Genomic DNA, 14,214 nt, shown 5'->3' with positions numbered 1-14,214 from the left:
TAATATATCATAAAGTATAACCAATTAAAAAAATAGAAAACAAAAGTAAGAATAATATTATCAAAACTTGTTAAAAAAAATACAAAGAATTTAAAAAAAAACAAGTATCTTGTAGAAAACAATGTATTTTATTAAATTATTTTAAAATTTTTAAAATAAAGAAAAAAATACAATAGAAAATTGATATTTTTTTAACGAAATCTATTGAATATGCTCTAAGTTTATATTAGTATATTAATATAATAAATTTCAAATATTCTTAAAATAAAATCAAATTTATATATATTGGAGGAGTTATATTATGTGGGAAAAAACTATGCCAGTTAATGAAGTGAGAGAAATTATTACAAAAACACATTTATATTTAGGGGCAGGAGCAATACAAAAATTTAATGATATAGCTAAAGATTTAGTGAACAAAGGAATTAAAAAAGTTGCAATTCTTACAGGAAAAGCAGCATATATAAAAACAGGAGCTTGGGACGTTGTATCAAAAGCTTTAGAAGAAAATGGAATTGAGTATTTACTTTATAATAAAATTACACCAAACCCTAATTCACATGATTGTGATGAAGCAAGAGACTTAGCTGTAGAATTTGGTGCAGAAGCTATAATAGGAATTGGTGGGGGAAGTCCAATCGATTCAGCAAAATCTGTAGCTATTATGTGCTGTTATAAAGAAAATACAACAGCAGATTTATATGAATATAAATTTACACCAGATAAAGCATTACCTATAATTGCAATTAACACAACTCATGGAACAGGTACAGAAGTTGATAGATTTGCTGTTGTAAGTTTACTTGAAAAGGAATATAAGCCAGCTATAGCTTATGAAGTATGTTACCCAATGTATGCAATAGATGATCCAAATTTAATGGTTGGACTTGGAAAAGGACAGACTTGCTATACTTCTGTAGATGCTGTTAACCATGTTGTAGAAGCAGCAACTTCATTAGTTACAAGTCCATATTGTGTAATGTTAGCAAAAGAAACTATAAGACTTGTACATCAGTATTTACCAGTGGCATTAGAAGAACCTAACAATATAGAAGCTCGTTATTTCTTGACATATGCATCTATGATAGGTGGTGTATGCTTTGATAATGGAATGCTTCACTATACTCATGCATTAGAACATCCATTAAGTGCTGTAAAACCAGATATTACACATGGATTAGGACTTGCAGTTTTATTACCAGCAGTAATAAGACATATATATCCAGCATGTAGTGAAGTATTAGCAGAAATACTTAGACCAATTGTACAATTAGAAGGAAAAGAAAATGAAGCTGAAGAAGCAGCATTAAAAGTTAAAGAATGGCTTGTATCAGTTGGAATAAAAGAAACATTAAAAGATTTAGGATTTACAGAAAAGGATGTACCTAAATTAGTTGAATTAGCATTTACAACACCAAGCCTTGATTTATTATTATCACTAGCACCAGTTAAGGCTACAAAAGAAGTTGTAGAAGCAATATATAGAGAATCTTTATAATAAAATATTAAAAAGTGGATTCCTTTATTGAATCCACTTTTATTTTTATTATATTCAAATAAAAAATAAGATTATAACTTTATAGATATGAGTTTAAATGAAACTTTGTAAGGATATACTAGATTAAGATAATATGATATAATTACAAAGTAAATTTATTGAAAGGTGTGAAATATATATGAAATTATTTATAGATACAGCTATAACAGAAGAAATAAAAGAAGCTAATGATATGGGAATAATTTGTGGAGTTACAACAAACCCATCTTTAATAGCTAAATCAGGAAGAGATTTTAAAGAAGTTATAAAGGAAATTACATCAATAGTAGATGGACCTATAAGTGCAGAAGTAATAAGCTTAAATTCTGATGAAATGGTTAAAGAAGCTTTAGAGTTAGTGAAAATACATAAAAACATAGTTATAAAAATTCCTATGTGTCAAGAAGGATTAAAAGCTACTAAAATATTAACTGAAAAAGGAATAAAAACAAATGTTACATTAATATTTTCAGCGGCACAAGCATTACTTGCAGCAAGAGCAGGAGCTACATATGTAAGCCCTTTCTTAGGTAGATTAGATGATATTGGAATGGAAGGACTAAATTTAATAGAAGAAATAGTAGATATATTTGATATGCATGGAATTGAAACAGAAATAATTGCAGCAAGTATAAGAAATCCAATGCACGTTACAAAAGCAGCAAGAGTAGGAGCTCATATAGCAACAGTTCCACTTAATGTATTAAAACAAATGACTAAACACCCATTAACTGATTCAGGAATAGAAAAATTCTTAAAGGATTGGGAAGGTGTTAATAATAAATAAATTTTATTATTAATTAATATAATAAAAATAGCCTAGAAAACTTAAATATAAAAAGTTTTCTAGGCTATTTCTATTTATTCAAAAATCTCATAAAACGTATACATTTATAAGACTTTTAAAAAATTGATAAGTTGAAATGTATTTATCTATATTTATAATAAATTTTTATATTTTGATTGAATCAATTTATTTTTTAATATAAATTTTCCTAATAACATTTCATCAAATTCACTTTCTAGTTTGAATTGACATCCATAATAATACATACTTTGTTTAAAAAACTTTCTTTTACAGTTTGCAGTAAGATTTATGGATTTATTATTAATAGGAAATTTTAAAATAAATATAGAGGTGCTTGGTAAATCTAAAGAACATTGTAATAATACACCATTTATACTTAAGTTTTTAGCAGTCATTAAAATTGGTTTACTTAAAGCAAAAACATTATTACCAACATATACTTCGAAAACTTTCAGAGAAATATTTACCAAAACCCTATTAGAATCTCTTCTTTCCTTCGAAAACAAAAATATAGTACTATTAAAAAACAATTTATTATCAGAAATTTCATTAAGAGTAGCTTCATATGTTGATATTCCGCTTTCTTCAGAAATAATATGTATGAAATATTGAGTGTTTAATGATAGACTATGGCAATTTTCAGTAGAAATTACCAAAGTTTTGTTATAAAAATTTTCAAGTATACCAGATGTAATATTGCATGTATCAATGTCTTCGATTTTTACTAAACAATACTTATGCATATATCCCCCTTAGATGTAATAAAAATCTAAATATATTATCGACATAAATAACAAAAATTTAATATAAAATCTTCCAATATTATAAAAAAAAATAAAAGTTTACAAAATTATTAATATGTAATCTAAATTTAAAAAAAATTTACTAGTAAAAAACAATATAAGGTTAAGTTTTTGTTAAATATAAATATTAGTATATTTATATTAATAATTTGAGGTTATATTAATTAATATGAATAAATTTTAAAGTGAATATAGAGGTGAAATATGAGATTTATTTCTAATTTTTTTAAGGGAGTTGCTATAAGTATCTCTCAAATAGTACCAGGTGTTAGTGGTGGAACTATAGCTATAATACTTGGAATTTATGATGATTTAATACATGCTATTAATAATATTTTAAAAGATTTTAAAAATCAGTATAAAATCTTATTACAGGTAGGGCTAGGTGCAATAGTTGGAATATTTTTATTTAGTAATATAATAACAACTATAATAGATAAGTATAATATTGAAATGGGATATTTATTTACAGGAATTATTTTAGGTGGAGTTCCAATAATATATAAAAAAGCAGTGGAAGATAATAAGGGAAAAAGTAATATACTATATTTAATCCTAGGAATAATTATAGTTTTAATTATGAGTGGAAATTATGAAGATAAATCTTCAATAATCAATCAAATAACAGTAATTAATTTCATATGGTTATTTGTAGGTGGAATTGTAGTTGCCATAGCCCTTATATTACCAGGAATAAGTGGATCTTTTGTTCTTTTAATATTAGGCCTTTATAATACTACTATGGAAGCAGTTGCAAAAATGAATTTTAGTATTATACTACCAATTGGATTAGGTGTAGTAGTAGGAACACTTCTTACAGCAAGAGGAATAGAAAAATTACTTAAAAAATATCCAAGTCAAACATATATGTTAATTTTAGGATTTATATTAGGTTCAGTAGTTGAAATATTTCCTGGTTTTACAGAGATAGGTAGGGAAATTATATCTATAGTACTATTAATTTCAGGATTTTTTACAATACATAAAATAAGTAAGAATATATAGGAATACAAGTTTAAACTCTAAGTTATTCATGTTTCAGTTAAGAAAGTGTTATACAAAATTAACAATTAACGATTAACAATTAACAATGAAGGATAAAACTGAAGTCTCAGTTTTTTTAAATCAAATTTTATAATAATTTGCAGAGCAAATTAGTGGAAAACAATATAAAAACGTAGTTTTTAAGTATTTCTATTTTAGATATTAAGAATGAAGTGAATAATATCAACTATAACTTTTTACTTTTCACTCTTAACTCTTACTTGGTTCCAAATATAAAATAGAAATGATATGTAATATTATTAGTATAATTTGTATTTAAAATTTGAAATTTATATACGTTTCCAAGCTTGAATTTAAGTTGTTTATTTAGGCTAAAAAATTTTTAGCTAGAATAAAATAGTCTATTAAAAACAATAATAAGATTATAAATATTATTATTGTGGAGGTAGAAATGAATAGAGAGCAAAAAAATCAATCTTATAAAAAAGCAAAACAAATGATAATAGATGGTGAAGACTGGAATAGTATAATGACTGAAACTCGTTTAAGATTAAAAGATTTAAAAAAAATTCAAAGAGAAGAGATAGATCCACATTTTTAAAACTAATTCAATTATTAATGTTATATAAGTTTTGTAATTAATAAGTTTTAAGATGAGATTAAAATTCTATGATATTATTAAATAAAAAAATGTTAACTTATTTTTAAGTTAACATTTTTTTATTAAAGTTATTTCTTATTTTTCCATGAATCTTTTAGTGAGACAATTCTATTAAATACTAAGTTTTCAGAAGTAGAGTACTTTTTATCTACACAAAAATATCCATGACGAATAAATTGAAATTTATCTTCTAAGTTTGAATCTTTTAAAGATGATTCAACAATACAATCTTTTAATACAACTAAAGAATTTGGATTTAATTTTTCATTCCAAGTTTTAGAAGAGTCTTTTAGTAAAGTATCATCTAATAAAAGTTTATCATAAAGATGAATTTCTGCTTTTATTCCATTATTCTTAGAAACCCAGTGAATAGTACTTTTTACTTTACGTTCATTAAAGCCAGTTCCACTTTTGGTTTTTGGATCATATGTGCAATGAAGTTCTATAATATCACCATTTTCATCTTTTATAACTTTATTACATTTAATAAAATAAGCTCCCTTTAATCTAACTTCAATATCAGGAGAAAGTCTTTTAAATCCTTTTATAGGATTTTCCATGAAATCATCTTTTTCTATATAAATTATTTTTGAAAAAGGTACAAGTCTTTTACCTAGTTCTGGATTTTCAACATTATTTTCAATTTCTAATAATTCACTACTATCTTCATCATAATTAGTTATAACAACTTTTAATGGATTTAATACTACCATACGACTTTCAACTTTAGGTTTTAAATCTTCTCTTAAGCAATGTTCAAGCATTGAAATGTCAACAGTACTTTGATTTTTAGATACACCAATTTCATTTACAAAATTTTTAATACTTTCAGGAGTAAAACCTCTACGTCTTAATCCTTGAATAGTTGGAAGTCTAGGATCATCCCAACCATCTACATAGTTATTAAAAACAAGTTCTTTTAAATAACGTTTACTAGTTACAACTCCTGTTAGATTTAATCTACCAAACTCTCTTTGTTTTGGAGGGAGAGAGAAATCTAACTCATTTAAAAACCATTCATATAATGGTCTATGATCTTTAAATTCCATTGAGCATAGAGAATGTGTAATTCCTTCAATAGCATCTTGTAATGGATGAGCAAAGTCATACATTGGATAAATACACCAATCGTTATTAGTTCTGTAATGAGATGCATGCAATATTCTGTAGATTACAGGGTCCCTAAAATTTATATTAGGTGATGACATATCTATTTTTGCTCTTAATGTTTTAGTTGAATTTTCAAATTCTCCATTTTTCATTCTTTTAAACAAGTCTAAGTTTTCTTCAATACTTCTATTTCTGTATGGACTATCTTTGCCAGGTTCAGTTAAAGTACCCCTATATTCTTTTATTTCTTCAGGACTTAAATCACAAACATAAGCTTTTCCTTTTTCTATAAGTTTTACGGCATAATTATAAATTTTATCATAATAATCAGAACCATAGAAAATTCTTTCATTAGGAGAAAAGCCAAGCCAATTCATGTCCTCAATTATAGAATTAACATATTCAATATCTTCTTTTAAAGGGTTAGTATCATCAAGACGTAAATTAAAATTTCCTTTATATTTTTTTGCTATAGAGTAGCTTATATTTATAGCATAAGCACTTCCAATGTGAAGGTAACCATTAGGTTCAGGTGGAAATCTAGTACAAATATCTCTATCATAATAGTTTATATTTAAATCATCATCAATTATTTTATGCATAAAATTTGAATTAATATTATTATCACACATTTTAAAACCTCCTAATAATAAAACAATATATATTTAAAGTAAAATAAAAAAACTCTCACCCCCAAGACTATTTTAAAGTCTTGGGGACGAGAGATATAATTCGCGGTGCCACCCCAGTTTATTAATATGTTGCCATATTAACCTCTTCAAGTACGGCAATAAATAAATAGATTTATTTAAAGTGATACTCTAGCTCTATAACAGGAGCTCCTGTCACACTATCCCTAAAAGTTCCAATGTGAAGCTCAAAGACTTGCTTCAATTAAAAATTTTTTGCTTCTTCTCACCAATTAAAGCTCTCTGTAAAAAAATATAATAATCTACTCTTCTTATCATCGCTGATATTTATAATAATTGTTAATTATAATATCAAAGAAAATAGAGAATGTCAAGAATATTTTTAAAATAGAAATATTATTTAGGTAATTTATATTACATGAAATTGAGGATATCTTAAAAAACAGGTAGTAAATATAAAAAAATCATACAAAAGTCAGTAAAAAATAGGTATAGATGTATTCAAAATGAAGTATTGTTAAAAAATATTTGACTGAAATGAGTTTTGAATATAAAATGGTATTGATAATCAATATCAATTGAAATGTGTGGAGGGATTGGGAGTATGAAATTAAAAAAAGAAAAAATCTCTATGAGGAAGAGCATTATAATATTAACCAATTTTTTTATTGTGTTAGCAATTGTAATGTTAACTACGGTTAATGTTGTTAAATTAAAGTCAAATTTAAAAGGTATGATACAAAATGCTGGGTATAGAATAGCAGAAGATGTTAGAAACAAGATAAAGGATAGTTACATAATTGATGAAACTTTAAATGAAAGTTTAAATGAAAAAAGCTTAGCTGTAGCATATAGTTGTGAATTTATGGATTTTAAAACTATAAATAATGAAAAGCTTAAGGAATTAGCTAATAGTGCTAAGGTAACATATATAAGTATAATAGATAAAACTAAAAATGTTATATACAGCAATAATGAAAAAGCTATAGGGTTTAGTTTTAAAGATGATCATGAAATGAATAGTTTATTTGAGGGGAAGAAGACAGTTTGTGTGGAAGAAATAAGAGAAAGTATACTTGAAGGAAAAAGAGTTAAGTTTGTTGGAGTAGCTTTAAAAAATGGATATTTTGTTCAAGTTGGAACAGATGTAGAAAATTTAATGAATATTAGAAGTAAGATTAATATGGATACAGTTTCTAAAAATGCTGCAAAAAGCGATGAAATATTGTATGTAGGAGTATTAGATACTAATATGATACAAATAGCTGGAAGTGATGATGATAATGGAGAAAAATATGAAAATAAATTTGTTGAGGAAGCTATTAAAAATAAGAAAGAATATAAAAATATAAAGTTTAGTGACAAATTAAAGGCTAATACATATGAGATAGTATTGCCACTAGAAGTAAATGATGAGTATATTGGTGGAATTGAAGTACAAATGTCTTTTGGAAGATTAGAAAAGACAGTTAAAAAGAGTATAATAAACACTGTAGGATTAGCCATAGTAATTATAATTATATGTACAGTAATATTATCTTATATTATTAGAAAAAGATTGAAACCATTAGTTTTAATAGCTAACAATTTGAGATATATGTCAGAAGGCGATTATAGTAAAGAAATGGATGAGAATTTAGTACATTCAAAAGATGAGATTGGATTGATTTATAAGTCAGCATTAAGTATGAAAAAGAATACTGTTAACCTAATAAATGAACTAAAAGATGCTTGTGAAGTTTTATTTCATTCTTCAAGTACATTATCGTCTATAACTGATGATTCTGAAAGAGCTGTAAAGGAAATAGCTATATCTATGGAAAATATAACACAAAAAAGCAGTGAACAAGTTGTATATATTGATGATATAGTAAACAAATCTGAAACTCTTGAAAATGAAATAAGTGAAACAATAGAACATTTAGAAGAGTCTATTGAAATTTCTAATAGAACAGAGTTGCTTGGAGTTCAGGGATTAGAAATTGTAAAAAATTTGGAGTATGAAAGTAAACTAGGTATAGGAAAAATAAGTAATATAACTAGTATTATAAAAGATGTAAATAGTTCAGCAGATAATGCTCAATATATAATAGATATCATAAATAATATTGCAAAGCAAACAAATTTATTAGCACTTAATGCAAGCATTGAAGCTGCAAGAGCAGGGGAGGTAGGAAGAGGATTCTCAGTAGTTGCAGAGGAGATTAGAAAATTATCAGAGGATACTTCTAATGCAACTAATAATATTCAAGATTTAATAGGAAATATTCAATATAAAGTAAAGGATGCAGTTGATTCTATAGAGGGCATAGGTAATGCTGTAAATTCACAAGAAGAGGCAGTATCTAAGACTACAGAAATATTTAATAATACATCTGTAGAAATTAAAAAATTAGTTGGATATTTAAAAGATGTAAGGGAACATGCCAATAATATGGAGGAAAGTAAAGAAAAAATAAATAGTGCAATAAGTGAGATTTCAATATTATCAGAAAAAACATCTCAAAGTACACAAGAGGTTTTAGCATGTACTGAAGAACAATTAGCATCAGTAGAGGAAATTTCATGTCAATCAGATGAAAGTCAAAGTTTATCTAGGAAATTAGATGAACAGATTAATATGTTTAAAATATAGAAAAAATGTCAATATAGAAATAGAACTAAGTAATTATTTAGTTCTATTTTTAATATTAATAAACTTAAGTAACTTTACTAATATTAACAGGACAAGATATAATAAGATACATACATTAGAATTAGGAGGTTAAAAATGCATTATATTCAAATGATGGATAATACTATTTTAAATTTTATACAAAATAATATGCATAATAAAGTTTTAGATAAGATTATGATAGCTATAACTTCTATGGGAAATATGGGATTAATATGGATAATAATATCAATAGCGTTAATTATAAATAAAAAGTATAGAAAAGTAGGAGCATATAGTTTAATAGCATTAATTTTAGTTACTGTACTAGGAGAGGGAATATTAAAACATTTGTTTGAAAGACCAAGGCCGTGTGTAAATATTCTACAGTCACAGCTATTAATTAAGAAACCAACATCATATTCTTTTCCATCAGGACATTCAGGTTCATCTTTTGCATGTGCTGTAGTTCTTAGTTATTATTTTAAAAAATATGCAGTTTTAATTTATGGATTTGCTACAACTATGGCTTTTTCAAGATTATATGTTTATGTTCATTATCCAAGTGATGTTTTAGTAGGAACCATATTAGGCTTATTAAGTGGATGTTTAGTTGTATTTATGTGGAAAAAATCAGAAACTAAAAAGAATACTATTATATAAAATAAGTTATGATTGAAGTTAATTTCAGTCATAACTTATTTTTATAAAGTGCATTTTATTCTACGATTATATCATCCATTAAAATATTATTTATTGGATTGATTATTATATTTTTAGCTTTTTTAGAGTTATATATAATACCACATTTAGGATTAAATAAGAAAATAGCTGGACAATCATCAAGTATTGTGGTATTAAGGTCCTTATAAATTTCATACCTTTTATCAGGAATTATGCATCTAGCAGCCTGATCCATAAGTTCATTTGCTCTTTCACTATCATAACCATGTTTATAGAAAGTTTCATTTTTGCTAAATAGTGGTCTTAAATAGTTATCTGCATCACCAGTATCAGCTATCCAGTTAGCTGGAAATAAATCAGCTTTTATATAAGTATTAGGATCAGAAAGAAGATTTCTTTCAACTATAAGTCTTTCGCAAGCAAATCCAGCAGCTTCTAAATATTTTATTATTCCATCAGCGTAGGAATCTTCTTTTGAGCATAATATTTTAAGTTTATCTTTACTTTTTGAATAACCAGATTTAGTTAAAAGTTCTTTAGCTTTTTGTGGGTTATAACTAAAAATTTCACTACCATTAAAATCTAAGATAGCCTTAGGAAATATAGATTTAAAGAATTCAGCATTATCACTAGCTAATGTTTTTATTAAAGCACTTTTATCTATTGCGTAGTTAAGAGCTTGTCTAACTAAATTATTGTTTGAAAAAATACTGTTCTTTTTAAAGTTTATGAAATACATATTAGTTAGTAGTGATGGAAATACGTTTAATTTTAAATCTTGATGTTCATCACATAATGATAGAATTTTCTTATTAAGTGTAGCTATTTTATGAAAATCTATTTTGTCTTCATTTATTAATTCAGCAATAGTTTTATCTTCATCTACAATTTCAATTTCATCTACATAAGCGCGTCCGCCATAGTAATCCTCAAAGGCTTCTAAAGTTAATCTATTTGATGATTTTGAAGTTATCTCATATGCACCACAAGCCACAAGTTTCTTATTTGTTTTAAATGCATTTTCACTATAAATTGAACAAGATACTTGAGTTAAATTCTTTAAAAAACCAGAATATGAGTAACTTAATTTTATATCTATAGTGTAATTATCAATAATTTTTATTCCACTTATATGATTAGATTTTCCAGATTTAAAATCATCTACACCTTCTATTGAAGATAATAACCAATGATTAGCTGCATTTAATTTTGGATCGCATAGTCTTTCAAAAGAAAATTTAACATCATTAGCAGTTAATTTACTTCCATCATGAAATTTTACATTATCTTTAAGTTTAAAACTCCAAGTTAAATTATCATCATTTAAGTACCAAGTTTTTGCTATGCCTGCACTTACTTCAGAGGTATGTCTTTGAATTAGAAGTTGAGAGCATACATTGAAAAGAACTATGGCTTCGTCAACACTATATGTTAATGCTGCATCTAGTGGAAGATTACAAACTTTTAAAGAAGTTCTTAGTTTTGTTTTAGGTTTACTTAAATTAGAGCAATCTTTAATATTTATATTTGTACAAAGGTTTACAAATGAATCAACTGAAGTTTTAGCAAATTGAGAATTAATCATAGAATTTTCTATAAGTCCAAAAGCTTTTTCAGATATATCTTTCATATCATTTGTACAATTAGCTATATAGTCTACAGATTTTAATTGATCTTCAATAGAATCACTTATTTCCTTTATTATAAGTTGAGTATTTTTAGTTGCATTAGATATATCATTAAATGATGTAGTAGTATCTTGAGCTAAATTTATACCATCATTAATTAATTTATCACTGTCCTTAATAGTTTGTGATGTATTATTAACACTTAAATTTATTTCTGAAATTATATTTTCAATATTTTCAACAAAGCTTTGACTTTGAGTTGCTAGATTTTTAACTTCATTTGCAACAACACCAAAGCTTTTACCATATTCTCCAGCTCTAGCAGATTCTATAGATGCATTTAAAGCTAAGAGATTGGTTTGTTTTGAAATTTGTTTCATTTGAACTAATATATCATTGATGTTTTCTATTTTATTATTTAATGTAGTAACTTCATCTTTTATGTAAGTTACGGATTTAATAATATTAAACATAGCATCTATTGTTTTGGAAATAGAATTTATACCTATATCAACTTTAGTTATAGTTTCTTCAGATTGTTCAGTTGATGTAGATATGCTTGCTGAAATTTCTTCTGCAAGAGCAGAGTAATTTTCAAATTCTTGTATAACTGTATTTATGGATTTTGCTTGTTCATTTACAGCAGAATTTATAGAATTTATAGACCTTATAAGGTTTTCAATAGAAAAATAAGATTCCTCTACTCTTTTGTTTAATTTAGTTAAAGAAATTTTTTGATTATAAGAAGAAAAATCAAAATTATTTATAGAAGAGTCTAATGTTTCAATTTTAACGGCAGTTTCATTACTGTCATTTTTAAATTTTTTATTTTTCAATAATGAGAACATAAAATTTCCTCCTAATGTTAATTGAATATGAACGATTTATAAAAAATCAAGAACATCTGTACATAATAATTCCATTTTAGTCATAATATGATTATAATATTAATGTTAAAATAGTTCAATAATAAAAAAATATTATCAAAACTAAATAAATTATAAATAATTTGTAAATTTATTTTAATTTTAAAGTTTAATAATATAAATAATTGTATTTTTGAAAATATGTGATAAAATTTATTAAATCGATAAAATATGAGGGGAGAATTTAGAAATGAAAAATATAGCAGCATTTTTTGATATAGATGGTACTATTTATAGAGAAGGATTAATAACAGAGGTTTTTAAAAAAATAATAAAATATGAATTGGTAGAAGAGAAAAAATGGTATAGAGATGTTAGACCAGCATTTCTAAAATGGGACAAAAGACAAGGTGACTATGATGATTATTTATTAAAAATGGTAGATATTTATGTAGAAGCAATAAAAGGAATAGATAGGCATCACATTGAATATATAGCTAAAAAAGTTATAGAGCAAAAAGGTGATAGAGTGTATACTTTTACAAGGGAAAGAATAAAGTGGCATAAAGAACAAGGACATAAAGTTATAGCTATATCTGGTTCACCAATAGAACTTGTAAGAGAAATGTCTAATAAATATAATATGGATGATTTTAGAGGATCTATATATTTAAAAGATGAAAATGATACATATACAGGAGAAATAATTCCAATGTGGGATTCTGTTAGTAAAGAAAATGCAATAAATGAGCTAATTGAAAAATATAATATAGATCTTGAAAAAAGTTTTGCTTATGGTGACACATCTGGAGATTATACAATGTTCGAATTAGTTGGAACTCCATATGCAATAAATCCAACTAAAGAGCTTTTAGGTAAAGTAATAAATAATAAGGAAATATCAGAAAAGATAAATGTTATAGTTGAAAGAAAAGATGTAACATATAATTTAGATATAAATAATATAAAATTTTCATAAGAAGGAGCTGTATTAGAATAATATTGTATTATTTTAATACAGCTTTTATAATTTGAAAAAGTTTATAATTTAAATGTTTGGGATAGTAATAAAATATATGATATGCTATAAAAGAAGTAATTTTATAAAAATAGGAGGATTTTAAATAAAGGTTATGGTTAGACCAATAAAAATTAGAAAAGTTGAAAGTTTTCCAGAAAATAACTATTTTATACCTTTTGGAAAATCTAAATGTCAGCTTGAAGAAGTTACATTAAAAGTAGAAGAATTAGAAGCCATGAGGCTTAAAGATATAGAAAAATTGAATCAAGAAGATTGTGCTAAAAAAATGGAAGTATCTAGACAAACATTTCAAAATATAATTGAAAGTGCTAGGGAAAAAGTAGCTTTAGCTTTGACAGAGGGGAAGGCTATTAAGATAGCTGGGGGAAATTATACAACTAATATGTGTAAATTTAAATGTATGGAATGTGGAGAAATTTATAGTATAAACTATGAAAATGATAGATATAAATGCCCAAATTGCAGTAGCAATAAAGTTGTTTGCAGAAAAAAAGCAAATTTCTGCGGTAAATGGTGCACAAATAAAAAATAAACTATAGGGTTAAAAGCTGAAAAATAAATTTTATAAAATATTCAAAGTAATAGTTATATTTACTATTAAAACTATGGTTAGTAAGAATATTATAATGGGGAATTTATTCTCCAAAATGAACTTTTTATGGATAAATATTATATTAATTTTATTTGAAGTTCAAATAAAACATTGTAGCGGGGATTTCAATCCCCAGAGATATTCAATATCATTGTTAATTGCTAACTGTTAATTG

Annotated in this window: 11 protein-coding genes and 1 other annotated feature; of the genes, 8 read left to right on the top strand and 3 right to left on the bottom strand. The window is 25.2% G+C overall.

Features of this window, described 5'->3' with window-relative positions:
* Positions 1 to 301: 301 nt before the first annotated feature.
* Entirely contained in the window at positions 302 to 1,498 is a 1,197-nt protein-coding gene (locus BN346_RS08435) for an iron-containing alcohol dehydrogenase (RefSeq protein WP_040327850.1), read from the top strand.
* A 178-nt stretch (positions 1,499 to 1,676) separates the two neighbouring features.
* Positions 1,677 to 2,324, top strand: coding sequence for a fructose-6-phosphate aldolase (fsa, locus tag BN346_RS08430; protein WP_040327848.1), 648 nt, complete (start codon positions 1,677 to 1,679; stop codon positions 2,322 to 2,324).
* A gap of 152 nt (positions 2,325 to 2,476) precedes the next feature.
* Here fsa and BN346_RS08425 read toward each other — a convergent pair whose 3' ends face one another.
* On the bottom strand, positions 2,477 to 3,088 hold the full coding sequence (locus BN346_RS08425; RefSeq protein WP_051540193.1) for a PilZ domain-containing protein: 612 nt from the start codon (positions 3,086 to 3,088) through the stop codon (positions 2,477 to 2,479).
* Positions 3,089 to 3,352: 264 nt separating this feature from the next.
* On the opposite strand from BN346_RS08425, the gene BN346_RS08420 reads away from it, so the two are divergent.
* Both BN346_RS08420 and BN346_RS21915 read left to right on the top strand, forming a co-directional pair.
* Positions 3,353 to 4,153: a DUF368 domain-containing protein gene (locus BN346_RS08420; protein WP_040327846.1), complete on the top strand. Its 801-nt coding sequence runs from the start codon at positions 3,353 to 3,355 to the stop codon at positions 4,151 to 4,153.
* A gap of 451 nt (positions 4,154 to 4,604) precedes the next feature.
* Complete coding sequence (locus BN346_RS21915) at positions 4,605 to 4,754, top strand: hypothetical protein (RefSeq protein WP_187372132.1); 150 nt, start codon at positions 4,605 to 4,607, stop codon at positions 4,752 to 4,754.
* Positions 4,755 to 4,882: 128 nt separating this feature from the next.
* Here the strand turns inward: BN346_RS21915 and BN346_RS08415 are convergent, their stop codons facing one another.
* Complete coding sequence (locus BN346_RS08415) at positions 4,883 to 6,556, bottom strand: glutamine--tRNA ligase/YqeY domain fusion protein (protein WP_040327844.1); 1,674 nt, start codon at positions 6,554 to 6,556, stop codon at positions 4,883 to 4,885.
* Between the two features lie 79 nt (positions 6,557 to 6,635).
* Positions 6,636 to 6,901 (bottom strand) — a binding site (T-box leader).
* 277 nt (positions 6,902 to 7,178) lie between these two features.
* Here BN346_RS08415 and BN346_RS08410 point away from each other — a divergent pair.
* The gene (locus BN346_RS08410; RefSeq protein ID WP_040327841.1) at positions 7,179 to 9,209 is read left to right on the top strand and encodes a methyl-accepting chemotaxis protein; all 2,031 of its coding nucleotides are present in this window, start codon (positions 7,179 to 7,181) and stop codon (positions 9,207 to 9,209) included.
* A gap of 135 nt (positions 9,210 to 9,344) precedes the next feature.
* Positions 9,345 to 9,890 carry a phosphatase PAP2 family protein gene (locus tag BN346_RS08405; protein ID WP_040327839.1) on the top strand — a complete coding sequence of 182 codons (546 nt, stop codon included), beginning with the start codon at positions 9,345 to 9,347 and terminating at the stop codon, positions 9,888 to 9,890.
* Between the two features lie 55 nt (positions 9,891 to 9,945).
* On the opposite strand, the gene BN346_RS08400 is transcribed toward BN346_RS08405, so the two are convergent.
* Positions 9,946 to 12,387: an ABC transporter substrate-binding protein gene (locus tag BN346_RS08400; RefSeq protein ID WP_040327837.1), complete on the bottom strand. Its 2,442-nt coding sequence runs from the start codon at positions 12,385 to 12,387 to the stop codon at positions 9,946 to 9,948.
* A gap of 268 nt (positions 12,388 to 12,655) precedes the next feature.
* On the opposite strand from BN346_RS08400, the gene BN346_RS08395 reads away from it, so the two are divergent.
* Together BN346_RS08395 and BN346_RS08390 are read left to right on the top strand one after the other, a co-directional pair.
* The gene (locus BN346_RS08395) at positions 12,656 to 13,384 is read left to right on the top strand and encodes an HAD-IB family hydrolase (protein WP_040327835.1); all 729 of its coding nucleotides are present in this window, start codon (positions 12,656 to 12,658) and stop codon (positions 13,382 to 13,384) included.
* Between the two features lie 154 nt (positions 13,385 to 13,538).
* Entirely contained in the window at positions 13,539 to 13,979 is a 441-nt protein-coding gene (locus tag BN346_RS08390) for a DUF134 domain-containing protein (RefSeq protein ID WP_040327833.1), read from the top strand.
* Positions 13,980 to 14,214: the final 235 nt, after the last annotated feature.

The sequence above is a fragment of the Clostridium ihumii AP5 genome, assembly GCF_000612845.1.
Lineage (GTDB): Bacteria > Bacillota > Clostridia > Clostridiales > Clostridiaceae > Clostridium_J > Clostridium_J ihumii.
The sequence above is the reverse complement of the archived record's forward strand: the minus strand, read 5'-3'. Positions and strand labels throughout refer to the sequence as shown.